The organism is Aestuariivirga sp. (assembly GCF_046294715.1).
Lineage (GTDB): Bacteria > Pseudomonadota > Alphaproteobacteria > Rhizobiales > Aestuariivirgaceae > Aestuariivirga.
Map to the genome: position 1 here is coordinate 1 of NZ_JBKBKI010000017.1, position 14,004 is coordinate 14,004.

The window sequence follows — 14,004 nt, forward strand, 5'->3', positions numbered from 1 at the left end:
AGTCCCTGTGTATTGGTTTGGTTTTTGTTGCCGGGGCCGGACCGGGTGGTCGGCAACGAGGGGATCAGGCAGCTTGCCCGCAAGGTGCCGGGGATCGCGCTGACCTTCATCCCCCATGCCCGGCACGAGATCCTGACCGAGCGCGACGAGTTCCGCCGGCAATTCCTTGCCGCCTTCGACAGCTTCGTGGGCCGCGGGGCCTAGCGGCCGATCTGCTCGAAGGCGAGGTTGATCCTCACCTGCATGGCGCGGGCGTAGTCCCGAACTTCCTCGGGCAGCTCATAGGCGGCGAGCCGGTCCGGGTGATAGAGCCGGGCCAGGGTGTGATAGGCGGCCCGGATCTCCTCCGCCGTCGCCCCCTTCTTCACCTTGAGCGTGGCGTGGGGGTCGAAGGCGGCTTCGTCCGAGGCGCGGCGGTAGAGGTTGAGCTGGTTCGCGCGCGGCACGTCCACCAGCCTGACGGACCTCACCTGCGCCTTGGCGATGAACATCTGGACGCCTTCGGACGTCTGCACGTCGAGGAAGGAGTCGGCGCCGTTCAGCGCGTCGTTCAGCTTGTTGGTGAGCGGCAGCCGGATCGACAGGTTGGACACCGTGCCGTCCGCCAGCGTCACGGCAACGAGGGCGCGGCTGGTGGCGCGGGACGAGGACTCGAACATGGAAATGGCCTCCTGGATACCGCCTTTCCTGCCACAGAAGCGCCAAGCAAGGGTTAAATTGCCTTTCCATGCTGCACGTGCTAAGCGCGCCCGCAACTCCCACAGTCAAGAAAGCCCGTGCGCCTCATGAATTTGCGCAACATCGCCATCATTGCCCATGTCGACCATGGCAAGACCACGCTGATCGACCGGCTGCTGTCGCAGTCCGGCTCGTTCCGCGAGAACCAGAAGGTGGCCGAGCGCGCCATGGACTCGAACGACCTCGAGCGCGAGCGTGGCATCACCATCCTGGCCAAGGTGACGTCCCTCACCTGGAAGGACACCCGGATCAACATCGTGGATACCCCCGGCCACGCCGATTTCGGCGGCGAGGTGGAGCGCATCCTCAACATGGTGGACGGCGCGGTGCTGCTGGTGGACGCCGCCGAAGGCCCCATGCCGCAGACCAAGTTCGTGCTGCAGAAGGCGCTCAAGATCGGGCTGCGCCCCATCGTCTGCATCAACAAGATCGACCGCCCGGACGAGCGCCACAACGAGGTGGTGAACGAGGTGTTCGACCTCTTCGCCAATCTCGACGCCAGCGAGGAGCAGCTGGATTTCCCGATCATCTACGGCTCGGCCAAGCAGGGCTGGATGGCGGAAGCGCCCGCCGGCCCGCAGGAGAACATGGCGCCGCTCTTCGACCTGATCGTGAAGCACTTCACCGCGCCGCCGGTGGAGGAAGGCCCCTTCCGCATGCTGGTGACGACGATCGAGGCCAACCCCTTTCTCGGCCGCGTGCTGACGGGCCGCGTCCGTTCCGGCACGGTGAAGGCGAACCAGGCGATCAAGGCATTGTCGCGCGACGGCAAGACGGTGGAGCAGGGCCGCGTCTCCAAGGTGCTGGCCTTCCGCGGCCTCGAGCGCCAGCCGGTGGACGAGTGCCAGGCGGGCGACATCGTGGCGATTTCCGGCCTCACCACGGCCACCGTGGCCGACACGATCTGCGATCCCGCCGTGACGGAGGCGATCCCCGCCCAGCCGATCGACCCGCCGACGCTGACCATGACCTTCCGCATCAATGACGGCCCGCTCGCCGGCAAGGAGGGCGACAAGGTGCAGTCCCGCGTCATCCGCGAGCGGCTGCTGCGCGAGGCCGAAGGCAACGTGGCGCTGCGCGTCACCCCCTCCGAGACCGAAACCGACGCCTTCGAGGTGGCGGGCCGCGGCGAGCTTCAGCTCGGCATCCTGATCGAAACGATGCGGCGGGAGGGCTTCGAGCTCACCGTGGGCCGCCCGCGCGTGGTGTTCAAGCAGGACGAGGAGACGGGCCAGAGGCTCGAGCCCATCGAGGAAGTGATCATCGACGTCGACGAGGAGCACACCGGAGTCGTGGTGCAGAAGGTCTCGGAGCGGAAGGGCGAGCTGCGCGACATGCGCCCCTCGGGCGCCGGCCGCCAGCGCCTCGTTTTCCTGGCGCCGACGCGCGGCCTCATCGGCTACCAGTCGGAGCTGCTGTCCGACACGCGCGGCACGGCGATCATGAACCGGCTGTTCCATTCCTATGCGCCCTATGCCGGCGAGATTCCGGCGCGCCACACCGGTGCACTGATTTCCAACGGCGAGGGCGAGGCGGTGGCCTATGCCTTGTTCTACCTGCAGGACCGCGGGCCGATGTTCATCGACCCCGGCACCAAGGTCTATGCCGGCATGATCGTCGGCGAGCACACGCGCGGCAACGATCTCGAGATCAACGTGCTGAAGGAGAAGAAGCTCTCCAACGTGCGCGCCTCCGGCAAGGACGAGAACATGATCCTGACGCCGCCCATCCGCATGAGCCTCGAGAAGGCGCTCTCCTATATCGGCGAAGATGAATATGTGGAGATCACGCCGAAGTCGATCCGCCTCCGGAAGGCGATCCTCGACCCGCATGAGAGAAAGCGCGTGAGCCGGGCCAAGGAAGCGGAGAACGCGGCCTAGGCCCGGACCTCAAGGGCTATTCGGCAGCGAGCTCGCCGCAGGAGACCATGGCGATGCCGGGCGGGCCAACCTTCGAATCCACGGTCGGCACGTCGTTCTCGCAGTCGAAGTCCGGCACCAGATCATCGGCGGCGCGCCGGGCGTGTTCATTCGCATCGGGATAGGACCCCGCGACGTAGTGGACGTGGCAGGCCCCGTCGCCCTTCAGCGCCGTTATGACGAGCCAGGTTTGGGTTCCGCCCTCCTCATCCGTCACCACGCGCCAGCGCTCGATGGCGGCGAAGGGCTTTCCGCCGCTGATCCGCCATTCGACGGGCGAGAGCGCGGTATTGAAGCGGTCGAACGTCTTGCGGAAGGCGCAGCTTTCCGCCGCCTTGCGTCCGAAGCCCACGAAGCTGCGGTCATCCGAGATCGCGACGAGGACTTCCGGACCCTCCTTTCCCCCGCATGACCAGGTGCCGGCGGAGACGTATTCGTCGCCCTTCTCCACCTGGCGGCATGTCTTCTCGAGGTCGAAGCGGCTATAGGCGCTGGCGATCTCGCCCGCAGCCGCGGCGGCCGGGCACAGACAGAAGAAGCATAGCCAGAGGGGAGATCTCATGGCAGAGAGGCTGCCACAAAGCTCAACTGCAAGGAAGCGCCATGCGTATCGACGCCATTCCGATCGGCAAGAATCCCCCCAAGGAAGTGAACGTGATCGTCGAGGTGCCGGTTGGCGGCGAGCCGATCAAGTACGAGATGGACAAGGCGGCGGGAACGCTGGTGGTCGACCGCTTCCTCTACACCTCCATGCGCTATCCCGGGAACTACGGCTTCATTCCGCACACGCTTTCGGACGACGGCGACCCCTGCGACGTGTTGATCGCCAACCAGCGCGGCATCGTTCCCGGCGCGCTCGTGGCGGTGCGGCCGGTGGGCGTGCTCAAGATGCAGGACGAGGCGGGCCATGACGAGAAGATCATCGCGGTGCCGACGCCGAAGCTCACCCGCCGCTATGAGAACGTCCATAATTACACCGACCTGCCCGACATCACGCTGAAGCAGATCGAGCACTTCTTCGAGCACTACAAGGACCTCGAGCCCGGCAAGTGGGTGAAGGTGGTGGGCTGGGGCGACGCGGCCGAGGCCGAGCGGATGATCCTCGAATCGATCGAGCGGGCGAGGCAGGCGGCGAAGGGTTAAGGCGCCGCCCCTCAGACCCCGGCCTCACATCTCCGGCTGCGGAATGCCCCTGGCGGCGCAGGCGGCCTTCACCGTGTTGTAGAGGAGGCAGGCGATGGTCATGGGGCCGACACCGCCGGGGACGGGCGTGATGGCGCCCGCCACCTTCTCGCAGGAGGCATAGTCGCAGTCGCCCACGAGCTTGCCCTTGCCTTCGCGCTCGATGCGGTTGATGCCGACGTCGATCACCGTGGCGCCGGGCTTCAGCCAGTCGCCCTTCACCATCTCGGGCCGGCCTACCGCGGCAATGACGAGATCGGCGCGGCGGACGACGCCGGGGAGATCCTTCGTCTTCGAGTGCGCGATGGTGACGGTGCAGTTCTCCGCGAGAAGCAATTGCGCCACCGGCTTGCCGACGATGTTGGAGCGGCCGATCACCACGGCCTCGAGGCCATCGAGCTTGCCGAGCACGTCCTTCGCCAGCATGACGGAACCCACCGGCGTGCAGGGCACGAGCGAATCCTGGCCGGTCGAGAGCTTGCCGACGTTCACCACGTGGAAGCCGTCCACGTCCTTCGCGGGCGAGATGGCGGAGAGCACCTTGGTCGAGTCGATGTGCCTGGGCAGCGGCAGCTGCACGAGGATGCCGTGGACGTCCGGATCGTCGTTGAGCATCTGGACGAGCGCCAGCAGGTCCTTCTCGGAGGTCTCGGCGGGAAGCTTGTGCTCCCACGACTTCATGCCGACCTCGACCGTCTGCTTCGCCTTGTTGGCGACATAGACCTTGGAGGCCGGGTCCTCGCCCACCAGCACCACGGCAAGGCCGGGGGTGAAGCCGTGCTTCGCCTTCAGGTCCGACACGGCCTTGGCAATCCGCCCTCTCAGGCCTTCCGCGAAGCCCTTGCCGTCAATCACTTTCGCCATATTCAATTTTCCTTCCCTGCATTCACGCTTCGGGCAATCAATGCCTCAACTTCCGCCGGATTTCCAGTGACCAGAAGGCACTTGTTGCGCTCCGTCTCCCCCGAGACGATCGCGAAGGCGGATTTGGCAAGGCCGGTGGCGCGGGAGAGCGTCTCGATGACGGCCTTGTTGGCCTTGCCCTTGTCGGGCGGGGCGGTGACCTTGACCGCCAGCGAGACCTGGCCATCGGCTGCGACGTGCAGCCCCGCGACCTCGCACTTCGAGGATCTCGGCGTCACCCGCAGGCTCAGCAGCATGCCGCCGCGGCCGGGCCGCAGCGGTGAGTTCACGCCCAGCCGAGATTGATGAAGATCCGCGTCACCAGCATGCCGAAGAACTGCATGGCGATGAGCAGGATGATGGGCGAGATGTCGATGCCGCCGAGGTCCGGCAGGAAGCGCCGGATGGGGCGGAGCAAGGGCTCCGTCAGCCGCTCCAGCGCCTGGCCGATCTGGCGCACATAGGGGTTCGACCGGTTCACCACGTTGAAGGCCACGAGCCAGCTCAGGATGACGGTTGCCAGGATGATCCAGAAATAGATGTTGATGATGGTGAGGATCAGCCAGAGGAACGGGTTCATCGTCATGGGGCCCTGCAGTTTTCGCTTCTGTCCAGATGTAGGCGGGAGCGCTGCCGCAAGCAAGCTTGACGCTCGCCCGGGCAGGGACTAAGAGCCTGTCACCTGTGGATCGGGGCGGTAGCTCAGTTGGGAGAGCGCGGCGTTCGCAATGCCGAGGTCAGGGGTTCGATCCCCCTTCGCTCCACCATCCAGGGTTCTCCAACATGCTCACGTTTCCCGCTTCGGCGACAGCCTGTCGGCCAGCCTGCCGATGCGGCCTCGCGACCAGGCGAGGCCCTGGTAGAGCGCGAGCGCGCCCTTTGCCCAGCCGAGATAGAGGCCGGGCCAGCGCAGGGCGCGCGCGGCGCGGAACATGCGGTGGCTCGCGGCGGATATGACGAAGCGAGAGAGATAGACGAGCTTCCGGCGGGCGGTGATCGGCGGCATGCCCGGGCGAACGCGCTTCATGGGCTTGAGAGGGCCGCGGCGCAGCGCCAGCCGGAGGGCGAGCCCCTCCCGCCGGTGGCGGAAGCCCGCCGCCTGGGTCTCGGCCACGAAATCCGCATCGACCTCCGCGAGCGCCAGGCGGCCCTCGGCCAGCCCCTGGCGCAGGACGCCCGCAAGCAATGGCGTGCGGACGACCACCACGTTGGTGCCCCGGCCATCCGAGGAATAGGGCTCCACCCAGGCGTCGCCGAAGGCGATGTCCGCCGTCTCGGCCGCCACGTCGTCGCACCAGTTGCAGGCCGGATTCTGGAAGAAGCCCGCACCCCAGTCGCCGTCGGCGAGGTTCCACCAGTCCTCGCTGCTGCGACGGCCGTCGGCAGTCGCGATCTCGGCCCTGTACCAGTTGGCGGGGCGGTTCGGGTCCTTGAGGCGAAACTCGGCGGCGGCGATCTCTTCGGGAGCGATGCCCATCTGCCAGGCGAAGCTTTCCACCATGCGCGCGCTCTTCATGTGGCCGCAGAACAGGCCCAGCGTGAAGGCGATGCGCTGGCGCATCAGCGGGTCTTCGCGGCGCAGAAGCTGCACCGCCTTGATGAAGCAGGGGATGCCGACCAGCGCATAGCGACCGGGGCGCTCGCGCACCTCGCGCAGCGCCGCCGCCAGGTCGACCGGGTAGTAACGGGACTTCGCCCCTGCCTTGAGTTCTCGCGCGGTGCGCGACACGCGGTAGGAGAATAGTCTTCCAGTGGCGCGCGGGTCGGAGGGCGCGACATGCAGCACGCCATCCACGAGGCGGCGGCGCAGGAGTTCCGCCGCGACCCAGGAGACCATGCCGCCCGAGCTGCCCTGGGCGCGGAAGGGCTCCTCCGCCGCGTGTCCCACGTAACAGGCCTCGTGGCGCCCTATCCTCTCTTCGGCATGGGGCGCCCCGGGGAAGAGGTCCCGAGCGAGCGTGGTCTCGTCGCGGGCGGCGGGGGAAAAGGGGCAACGGCGCGCGAAGCTTTCGCTGCGGCCTCTGTACCAGCCGGACGGCCCGCGGGGCGTGAGCTGGCCATGCTCATCCCAGCGCATCGCCGCCGAAGGCTCCGCCGCGGCACAGCTGCCGCAGCCGATGCAAAGCCCGGCTTTCACCACGTCACGGGGCGCCAGTGCCGCCGGCCGGTCAGCCGAGGGCATGGTCGAGATAACCCTGGGAACTGTGCCTCAACTCACCGATGCGCCTGCCGATGCAGGGATCGAGCGGGGTGTCGAGCAGGGCAGCGTAAGCCCCGGGCCCCGCCTCGCCACCCACCACGTGGGCGTTGGCGCCGAGCTCGCAGAGCAGGTCGCGGATCTTGTTGAAGCGGTACCAGCTGCCCACGCAGGCGAAGGGCTTGGCATTGATCAGGGCGAAGACGCAGCCATGGAAGAAATTGGTGGCGACTGCGCGTGCCCCCGCCATGAGGCGGGCGAACTCCTCCGGACAGGCTTCGATCCGCTGCTCATCGGCGAAGGCGTTGCCATATCCGACGCTGAGAAGCCGGAGGCCGCGTGCATCGGCCCAGTTGCGTACGGCGCGCGCGAACCACTCCGGAAAGCCGTGGCCGTAGACGAGGGCGTAATCACCCTCCCCCGCGGGCTCCGCAAGCTGCGGCGGGAACTGCAGGCAGGGATCGAGCACGAGGCTTGCCTCCCGTCCCACCGCCTGGCGGATCAGGCGGCGCGAATTCTCGTCGCGCACGGAGATCGCTGAAAAGTGCCGCAGCTGCTCGGTCCAATGCGCGTCGAGCCCCATTCCGGCGGCGTGGGTGCCGAAGCTCGCGGCATAGGAGACGAGTCGCGCGGCATTGATACCCTTGCCGAAGAACAGCGCGCGGTTGCCGTACCAGGGATGCAGCGTGTTCCACACCTCGTCGCTGCCGACCACCACCACCTCGTGGTGGCCGGGGCTGCGCGGCGCATCGAGGGGAAAGCGGGGCGATCTTGGAAGATTTTCCTGGGCGGCGAAGAAACGGCGGGTCTTTCGAGCATAGCGGCGGCGCTCGGCTCCGGGGAGGGAGTGCGGCAGAAGCGGGTTCAGGGCGCAGCGCCATTCCGCACGGCGCGCACGCGGGCAGTCATGGTCGAGCAGCACGGCGCGGTGGCCACGCTGGCGCAAGCCCTCCAGGAGACAGCGCGCCTGCCAGTAGGAGCCATAATTGATGCAGCGGTGCAACGTCAGGACACCGATGTCCAACGCGTGGGTCATGAGCGATCCGTTCAGGGCTGATCGGAGTCAATCGCGAGCCCCGCCGCTTGTTCCCTTGCCCTTCCAATTCGCCGGGAAAGCGGCGACAATCGGTTGATTACGGCTACGGGCAACCCACATGACGGCGCATCGCTTCATCCCAACGACTCTCTTCAACACCATCGGCAGCCATCCTCCCGCGCTGGAGATCGCCAGCGGCGAAACGGTGACGGCGGCCACCGCCGACGCCCATGGCTTCGACCATCGCGGCCAGAAGATCGGCGAGCGGCCGAACCCGATGACAGGGCCCTTCTTCATCACGGGCGCGGAGCCGGGCGACACGCTCAAGGTGACGATCCGCGACATCCGCATGACGAGGCCCACCGGCTGGACCTACGATACGCTGAGCCCCAACGTGGTGGACCCGAATGCCGTGCCGCGCTTTCCCGAGCGGCAGAAGACGGAGTGGCTGATCGAGGCCGCGAAGGGCCGTGCCCGGCTGGCCGAACCTCCCGCCGGGCTCGTCCGATGGTCGGTCCCGGTCGAGCCGATGATCGGGTGCTTCGGCGTGGCGCCGGACCTCGGCCAGGCGATCTCGACCGCCACCAGTGGACGCCACGGCGGCAACATGGATTACCGCGGCTTCCGCGCCGGGGTGGAGGCGATGTTCCCGGTCTTCGTGCCGGGCGCGCTGTTCTTCCTCGGCGACGTCCATGCCCAGCAGGCGGATGGCGAGATCGTGGGCACGGGCATCGAGACGGCGGCGGAGGTGACGTTCACCGCGGAGGTTCTCAAGGGCCTGCGCATCGGCTGGCCGAGAGGGGATAATGGCACGGAGATCTTCACCGTGGGCAATGCCCGGCCGCTCGACCAGGCGCTGCAGCACGCCACGACTGAGATGCATGACTGGCTGATGGCGGAACATGGCCTTGATGAGGTGGCGGCGAGCCACGTGATGGGCCAGTGCGTGCGCTACGACGTGGCCAACGTCTTCAACCCCGCCTATTCAGTGGCCTGCCGCATTGCCAAGGCGGCGCTCGCCGGGCTGCGGTGAGCCTTACCGGGAGCGTTCGCACATGTGCTCCGCCACATGGGCCGCGTCGCCGCCGACATAGGAGAGCAGCCCCGAACGGAAGGTGTGCATCCAGTGGAGACCGAGGAAGTAGATGCCGCTGCAGGCGGTGATCCCGCGAGACTGGACGGGCGAGCCGCGCTCGTCGAGCACCGGCACCTTCAGCCAGGAATAGTCACAGGCATAACCCGAGGCCCAGATGACGGAGGTGACGTTCTCCGCCTTCAGGTTGATGGACCACATGGGTTCGCTGACCGCGCAGGACGGCGGCGGAAGACCGGCATCTTCGCCCGACCGCGGGGGCAGGCCGATCTCATCCCCCAGGGCATCGGCGGCCGCGATGAACTCCGCGCAGGAGGCGTCGGCATTCTGCAGCACGCTGTCGACGTCATTGCCCAGCACGAGCCAGCCGTTCGCGGCGCCCTCGATCCGCCCGACGAGGACGCAACCCTCCCGCTCGAGCTTGCGCGGAAACAGGTCGTAACCGCCGTCGACCCCGGTCATCACGGTGGGCGGCGGATAGCGGCGTCCGGGAAAGGCATCGATCGGAACGTCGAAACGGCCGAGCTTCTCGTACCACCAGATGACATCCCGGCCGCGGTACCGGCGCGGCGCATAGCGATGCTTGCCCACGGAGAGAAAGACGCGGCGCCCGGCCCGGAGAAGCTCATCGGCGATCTGTGTTCCCGAGGACCCGCTCCCGACGACCACCACGCTGCCCGCCGGCAGCGCCTCGGGTGATTTGTAGTGGGCGGCTCCGATCTGGTAGACGGAGCCCGGCAGCGACGCGGCGAACTCGGGAACCGCAACGGCGTGGAAGGGACCGGTGGCGATGACCACGCGATCAGCACGGATGAGCCCGTCCGGCGTCTCCACCTCGTATCCGCGGTCTTCCGCCGCCCGCAGGCAGGTGACCTCGGTTGCCTCCCGCAGGGGAGGTTTGATGCGCTCCGCGTAGCGCTCGATGAAAGCCAGTATTTCGCCGTGGGTCGCGAAGCCGTCGGGATCGCTTCCCTCATAGCCCATGCCCGGAAGCTGCAGCGACCAGTTCGGCATCTGGAAGGCGAGGGAATCCCACCGCTCGCTTCGCCAGCGCTCGGCAAGCCGTTTGCGCTCGAGGACCAGATGTTCGACATTGCGCTGCTGCAGGCAATAACTCATCGCCAGAGCCGCTTGCCCGCCTCCGACGATAACCGTGTCATGGCGCTCGATCATGGGACCGCCTACCGGAAACTGAATAATGAAAACGATCGCAACGCTGCCCATTCACAGCATTCATCGGGCGACAAAGGCAACCTTAGCAAGGTAAGTAAGGACTAAGCATACCACGCAATCTCTCCGGCCGCCACCGTTATCGCCGCCCGCCGCTTCCGGCCGCGGCGCGTGCAGCCCTCGCATCAGCGCTGCGCGGTGATCAGCGCCTTCAGCGTGGCGAGGGTGTCGGCTTCGGCGGCGGGCTTGTCCCAGCGGATGCGGGAGACGCGGGGGAAGCGCATGGCGATGCCGGACTTGTGGCGGGCGGAGGGCTGGATCGCGTCGAAGGCGATCTCGAGCACGAGCTTGGGCGCCACCGAGCGCACCGGGCCGAAGCGCTCCACCGTGTTCTGGCGGATGAATCGGTCGAGCTCGACGAGCTCGGCGTCGGTGAAGCCGGAATAGGCCTTGCCGACCGGGACCAGAACCGGTTCTCCCTCCTTCTCCATCCATGCCCCGAAGGTGTAGTCGGAATAGAAGGAGGAGCGCTTGCCGGCCCCCTTCTGCGCATAAAGCAGCACGCAATCGGCGGTCAAGGCCGCGCGCTTCCACTTGTACCAGTGGCCCTTGGGGCGGCCTGCCAGATAGGGGCTTTCCTTGCGCTTCAGCATGAGGCCCTCGATCCCCTCCTCGCGCGTTCCTTCCCAGCGCGCCTTGAGTGCCTGCTTGCTTTCGAAAGAGAGGAGTTCCGACAAGTCGCTGAAGGGTGGGCCGAAGCTCGCATGCCAGCCTTCGAGCCTCTTGCGGCGGTCGAGGAAGGAGAGGCCGCGGAGATCCTCCCCGCCGATCTCGAGGGCATCGTAGAAGCGGACGTGAACGGGATACTTCGTCACCATGGCGCGCGTCACCGTCTTGCGGTTCAGGCGCTGCTGGAGATCGGAGAAGGGTGCCACCTCGCCGTTGCGCACCACCAGCAATTCGCCATCGAGCACCGCGTCGAATCGGAAGTGGTCGAGGAGTTCGGGGAAGCTCTGGCCGATGTCGTCCCCGGTGCGGGAGAAGAGCCTCGTCGTGCCGCCCTTCGCCGCCACCTGGATGCGGATACCGTCCCATTTCCATTCGGCGGCGAAATCGCCGACCTCCATTGCTTCCCAGTCGGCTTCCTCCAGCGCATGGGCGAGCATCAGCGGGCGGAAGACAGGGATGGCCGAGAGCGAAGGTCGATCGGCCCTCTGCTCCAGCCAGTCGAAGAGCGGCAGGTAGGGCGGCTCCAGACCGTGCCAGAGCTCCTCGATGTCGTCGACGCTCCTTCCGAAGGCATCGGCCACCGCCTGCTTGGCAAGCCGCGCCGAGACGCCGACGCGCGGCGCGCCCGAGAGGAACTTCAAAAGCGCCCAACGACCCGTCGCATCGAGCCTGTCGAGCCATTGCGTGAGTAGAGCCGCATGGCCCGAGCGCCCGGCGCGCGACAGCGCCGCAACGATCTCCGAGAGGCGGGGCGCATCGCGCTCTCCTTCGCCGGCGGGCCAGATGAGGGCGACCGTCTCCGCCGTGTCGCCCACGTCGTCCCGCGACATGCGGAAGAGCTCGGGGTCGAAGCGGCTCTCGCCGATCTCTGCCAGCACGCGGCGCAGGGGAAAGGAGATGGGAAGCCCGTCGGTGAGGGCGGCCAGGGCGAAGCCGCGGTCGGGATCGGGCGTCGACAGGAAATAATTCCGCATCAGCATGAGCTTGCCGTTGCGGGCAGGCGTGTAGGTGAGGCGGTCGAGAAGCTCGGAGAAGGCCTTCATTCGGCGTCGTCCTCCCGGCCCACGAGGCGGAGCGCCCGGCCTGCGATGCCGCGCTTGCCGAGCTCATGCACCAGCGCCTCCTCGCGGCCGTGCGTGACCCAGACTTCCGAGGCACCCGTCTCGGCGACGGTGCGGAGGAGTTCCGGCCAGTCGCAATGATCGGAGATGATGAGAGGAAGCTCGACGCCGCGCTGGCGCACGCGGCCCCTGATCCTCATCCAGCCCGAGGCGAAGCCCGAGAGCGGGTCGGCGAAGCGTCGCGACCAGCGGTCGCCGAGCGCCGAGGGCGGACACAGCACGATCTCTCCGGCAAGCTTGTCCGGCGCATCGGCGACGGAGGGCACCTCGCCGAGGTCGAAGCCACGCGAGACGTAGTAATCGGTCATGGCGCGGAGCGCGCCGTGGAGCCAGACGGGCCGCTCGTAGCCGGCGCGCCGCAAGAGCGCGATCAGGCGCTGGCACTTGCCGAGCCCGTATACGCCGACCTGGTGCGTGCGTTCGGGGAAGTCGCGCAGCGAAGCGAGGAGCTTGCGGATTTCCGATTGATCCGGCTCGTGACGGTAGACCGGAAGGCCGAAGGTCGCCTCCGTCACGAAGAGATCGCAGGGGACGAGCTCGAAGGGATCGCAGGTCGGGTCGGGGTGGCGCTTGTAGTCGCCCGAGATCACGGCCCGCTGGCCCGCATGTTCGATCACCACCTGCGCGGAGCCCAGTATGTGACCCGCCGGCACGAGGCGGATGGTCACGTCCCTCACCTTCAGCGGCTCGCCATAGGCCAGGGCCTGCGTGCTCGCCCCCGACCCTTCCCCGAGGCGCAGCCGCATGATGGCGAGCGTATCCGCCGTGGCGAGCACCGCGCCGTGACCGGGGCGCGCGTGGTCCGAATGGCCGTGGGTGATCACCGCGCGCGGCACGGCGGCGGCAGGATCGATATGGAAATCGCCGGGCACGCAATAAAGCCCCTGCGGGCCGGGGCGGAGCCAGGACTGGAAGGATGGCGGAGCGGACATCACCGGCAGAATGTCATGCCTGGCGCGGCGTTCCGCAAGGCGGCGGCACAAATGAAAAGCGGGGAACCCTACCCGCTGGGTTCCCCGCCGAAACTGGTGACCGGGTACGCAGTACCTTGATCCCGGTTCGACCCTGGCGCCCGTCCCGCGCGGGGACCGCCTGCCATGAAGACGATCATGGCGGAACAGGGTTTCCAAAGGGTTTCCAGTGCGGAAAGAAAGACTTAAATTCGAGAAAGCTCGCGTTCCATCGCGACACACTCGCGCGCCGCGTGCGATGCTCCGCCGGATTGGGACGAGAGCCAGTGATCGAGGAACTGCGAGAGCCAGGCCTTCACCGCGGCATCATGCAGGAGATTGGCTTCGAGATGGGCGCGTGCGTCCTGGGCGTTGGGAAGGCCGAACCGGTGCGCGCCGAGCACGCCCCAGCGATGCATGATGAGGCGCGTCACCTCCGGGTGGAACTGGATGCCATAGGCTGTCCCGTTATAGCGGAAGGCCTGGTTCTCGAAATGCTCGCCGGTGGCGAGGCGCACCGCCTCCGAGGGCAGCGTGAGGCCTTCGCGATGCCAGTGATAGACCTTGTCCGGCCAGGGGCCCATGGCGAGGCCCTCCTCCGTCGGGCTCAGCGGATAGTAGCCGATCTCGACCACGCCATCCTCATGTGGCCCGACGCGGCCGCCCAGATGCTTCGAGAGCATCTGCGCGCCGAGGCAGACGCCAAGAAAAGGCTTCTTCTCCCCGAGCGGCACGCCGATCCAGTCGATCTCGCGGGCGATCCAGCCGTCGGGATCGTTGGCGCTCATCGGGCCGCCGAAGATCACCGCGCCCGCATGTGCCTCGAGGCTCTCCGGCAGATCGTCCCCGAGGCAGGGCCTGCGGATGTCGAGACCGTAGCCCTTGGCAACAAGCATGTGGCCGATGCGGCCGGGTGTGGAGGTTTCCGAGTGAAGGACGATGAGGATGTCGCGCGTCATCGCATCA

The 14,004-nt window shown here is 67.2% G+C and carries 14 protein-coding genes, 1 tRNA gene and 1 pseudogene; 5 read left to right on the forward strand and 11 right to left on the reverse strand.

Translation table 11 applies throughout. From position 1 onward, the window contains the following. Nucleotides 1–204 (forward strand): annotated as a pseudogene (locus tag ACK4HL_RS12455) (alpha/beta hydrolase); the annotation flags it as partial. Here the strand turns inward: ACK4HL_RS12455 and ACK4HL_RS12460 are convergent. Further along, nucleotides 201–659, reverse strand: a complete 459-nt coding sequence (locus tag ACK4HL_RS12460; protein ID WP_409760754.1) for a J domain-containing protein — start codon at nucleotides 657–659, stop codon at nucleotides 201–203. The pseudogene ACK4HL_RS12455 and the gene ACK4HL_RS12460 sit on opposite strands and share 4 nt — an antisense overlap. A 126-nt stretch (nucleotides 660–785) precedes the next feature. Between ACK4HL_RS12460 and typA the strand changes: the two genes are divergently transcribed. Continuing rightward, nucleotides 786–2,618 (forward strand): translational GTPase TypA, encoded by a 1,833-nt coding sequence (typA, locus tag ACK4HL_RS12465; protein WP_409760756.1) that lies wholly within the window; start codon nucleotides 786–788, stop codon nucleotides 2,616–2,618. Nucleotides 2,619–2,634: 16 nt separating this feature from the next. Here typA and ACK4HL_RS12470 read toward each other — a convergent pair whose 3' ends face one another. After that, entirely contained in the window at nucleotides 2,635–3,219 is a 585-nt protein-coding gene (locus tag ACK4HL_RS12470; protein WP_409760758.1) for a hypothetical protein, read from the reverse strand. A gap of 41 nt (nucleotides 3,220–3,260) precedes the next feature. On the opposite strand from ACK4HL_RS12470, the gene ppa reads away from it, so the two are divergent. Next, entirely contained in the window at nucleotides 3,261–3,800 is a 540-nt protein-coding gene (gene ppa, locus ACK4HL_RS12475; protein WP_409760760.1) for an inorganic diphosphatase, read from the forward strand. A gap of 24 nt (nucleotides 3,801–3,824) precedes the next feature. Here the strand turns inward: ppa and folD are convergent, their stop codons facing one another. From folD to ACK4HL_RS12490, 3 genes are read right to left on the reverse strand one after another with little or no spacing between them, the layout of a single operon-like run. Beyond that, on the reverse strand, nucleotides 3,825–4,703 hold the full coding sequence (gene folD, locus ACK4HL_RS12480; RefSeq protein ID WP_409760762.1) for a bifunctional methylenetetrahydrofolate dehydrogenase/methenyltetrahydrofolate cyclohydrolase FolD: 879 nt from the start codon (nucleotides 4,701–4,703) through the stop codon (nucleotides 3,825–3,827). Between the two features lie 2 nt (nucleotides 4,704–4,705). After that, nucleotides 4,706–5,032 (reverse strand): DUF167 domain-containing protein, encoded by a 327-nt coding sequence (locus ACK4HL_RS12485; protein ID WP_409760764.1) that lies wholly within the window; start codon nucleotides 5,030–5,032, stop codon nucleotides 4,706–4,708. After that, on the reverse strand, nucleotides 5,029–5,322 hold the full coding sequence (locus tag ACK4HL_RS12490; protein ID WP_409760914.1) for a YggT family protein: 294 nt from the start codon (nucleotides 5,320–5,322) through the stop codon (nucleotides 5,029–5,031). The genes ACK4HL_RS12485 and ACK4HL_RS12490 overlap by 4 nt, the downstream gene beginning before the upstream one ends. Before the next feature lie 111 nt (nucleotides 5,323–5,433). On the opposite strand from ACK4HL_RS12490, the gene ACK4HL_RS12495 reads away from it, so the two are divergent. Continuing rightward, nucleotides 5,434–5,509, forward strand: a tRNA-Ala gene (locus ACK4HL_RS12495). 20 nt (nucleotides 5,510–5,529) lie between these two features. Here the strand turns inward: ACK4HL_RS12495 and ACK4HL_RS12500 are convergent. Further along, the gene (locus ACK4HL_RS12500; protein ID WP_409760766.1) at nucleotides 5,530–6,924 is read right to left on the reverse strand and encodes a Coenzyme F420 hydrogenase/dehydrogenase, beta subunit C-terminal domain; all 1,395 of its coding nucleotides are present in this window, start codon (nucleotides 6,922–6,924) and stop codon (nucleotides 5,530–5,532) included. Continuing rightward, entirely contained in the window at nucleotides 6,911–7,975 is a 1,065-nt protein-coding gene (locus tag ACK4HL_RS12505; RefSeq protein ID WP_409760768.1) for a polysaccharide pyruvyl transferase family protein, read from the reverse strand. The genes ACK4HL_RS12500 and ACK4HL_RS12505 overlap by 14 nt, the downstream gene beginning before the upstream one ends. Before the next feature lie 118 nt (nucleotides 7,976–8,093). Here ACK4HL_RS12505 and ACK4HL_RS12510 point away from each other — a divergent pair, with 118 nt between their 5' ends. Beyond that, complete coding sequence (locus tag ACK4HL_RS12510) at nucleotides 8,094–9,008, forward strand: acetamidase/formamidase family protein (protein WP_409760770.1); 915 nt, start codon at nucleotides 8,094–8,096, stop codon at nucleotides 9,006–9,008. A gap of 3 nt (nucleotides 9,009–9,011) precedes the next feature. On the opposite strand, the gene ACK4HL_RS12515 is transcribed toward ACK4HL_RS12510, so the two are convergent. From ACK4HL_RS12515 to ACK4HL_RS12530, 4 genes are all read right to left on the reverse strand, one after another. Continuing rightward, nucleotides 9,012–10,241 (reverse strand): NAD(P)-binding domain-containing protein, encoded by a 1,230-nt coding sequence (locus ACK4HL_RS12515; RefSeq protein WP_409760772.1) that lies wholly within the window; start codon nucleotides 10,239–10,241, stop codon nucleotides 9,012–9,014. A 182-nt stretch (nucleotides 10,242–10,423) separates the two neighbouring features. Next, nucleotides 10,424–12,010: a cisplatin damage response ATP-dependent DNA ligase gene (locus ACK4HL_RS12520; protein WP_409760774.1), complete on the reverse strand. Its 1,587-nt coding sequence runs from the start codon at nucleotides 12,008–12,010 to the stop codon at nucleotides 10,424–10,426. Then, nucleotides 12,007–13,020: a ligase-associated DNA damage response exonuclease gene (locus ACK4HL_RS12525; protein WP_409760776.1), complete on the reverse strand. Its 1,014-nt coding sequence runs from the start codon at nucleotides 13,018–13,020 to the stop codon at nucleotides 12,007–12,009. The genes ACK4HL_RS12520 and ACK4HL_RS12525 overlap by 4 nt, the downstream gene beginning before the upstream one ends. Before the next feature lie 224 nt (nucleotides 13,021–13,244). Continuing rightward, on the reverse strand, nucleotides 13,245–13,997 hold the full coding sequence (locus ACK4HL_RS12530) for a glutamine amidotransferase (RefSeq protein ID WP_409760778.1): 753 nt from the start codon (nucleotides 13,995–13,997) through the stop codon (nucleotides 13,245–13,247). Nucleotides 13,998–14,004: the final 7 nt, after the last annotated feature.

Excerpts from the sequence above, each read along its gene's own strand:
- ppa (WP_409760760.1), top strand. The coding sequence starts at position 3,261 with ATGCGTATCGACGCCATTCCGATCGGCAAGAATCCCCCCAAGGAAGTG.
- ACK4HL_RS12510 (WP_409760770.1), top strand. The coding sequence starts at position 8,094 with ATGACGGCGCATCGCTTCATCCCAACGACTCTCTTCAACACCATCGGC.
- ACK4HL_RS12530 (WP_409760778.1), bottom strand. The coding sequence starts at position 13,997 with ATGACGCGCGACATCCTCATCGTCCTTCACTCGGAAACCTCCACACCC.
- ACK4HL_RS12500 (WP_409760766.1), bottom strand. The coding sequence starts at position 6,924 with ATGCCCTCGGCTGACCGGCCGGCGGCACTGGCGCCCCGTGACGTGGTG.
- ACK4HL_RS12460 (WP_409760754.1), bottom strand. The coding sequence starts at position 659 with ATGTTCGAGTCCTCGTCCCGCGCCACCAGCCGCGCCCTCGTTGCCGTG.
- ACK4HL_RS12470 (WP_409760758.1), bottom strand. The coding sequence starts at position 3,219 with ATGAGATCTCCCCTCTGGCTATGCTTCTTCTGTCTGTGCCCGGCCGCC.
- ACK4HL_RS12520 (WP_409760774.1), bottom strand. The coding sequence starts at position 12,010 with ATGAAGGCCTTCTCCGAGCTTCTCGACCGCCTCACCTACACGCCTGCC.
- ACK4HL_RS12505 (WP_409760768.1), bottom strand. The coding sequence starts at position 7,975 with ATGACCCACGCGTTGGACATCGGTGTCCTGACGTTGCACCGCTGCATC.
- typA (WP_409760756.1), top strand. The coding sequence starts at position 786 with ATGAATTTGCGCAACATCGCCATCATTGCCCATGTCGACCATGGCAAG.
- ACK4HL_RS12525 (WP_409760776.1), bottom strand. The coding sequence starts at position 13,020 with ATGTCCGCTCCGCCATCCTTCCAGTCCTGGCTCCGCCCCGGCCCGCAG.
- ACK4HL_RS12515 (WP_409760772.1), bottom strand. The coding sequence starts at position 10,241 with ATGATCGAGCGCCATGACACGGTTATCGTCGGAGGCGGGCAAGCGGCT.
- folD (WP_409760762.1), bottom strand. The coding sequence starts at position 4,703 with ATGGCGAAAGTGATTGACGGCAAGGGCTTCGCGGAAGGCCTGAGAGGG.
- ACK4HL_RS12490 (WP_409760914.1), bottom strand. The coding sequence starts at position 5,322 with ATGAACCCGTTCCTCTGGCTGATCCTCACCATCATCAACATCTATTTC.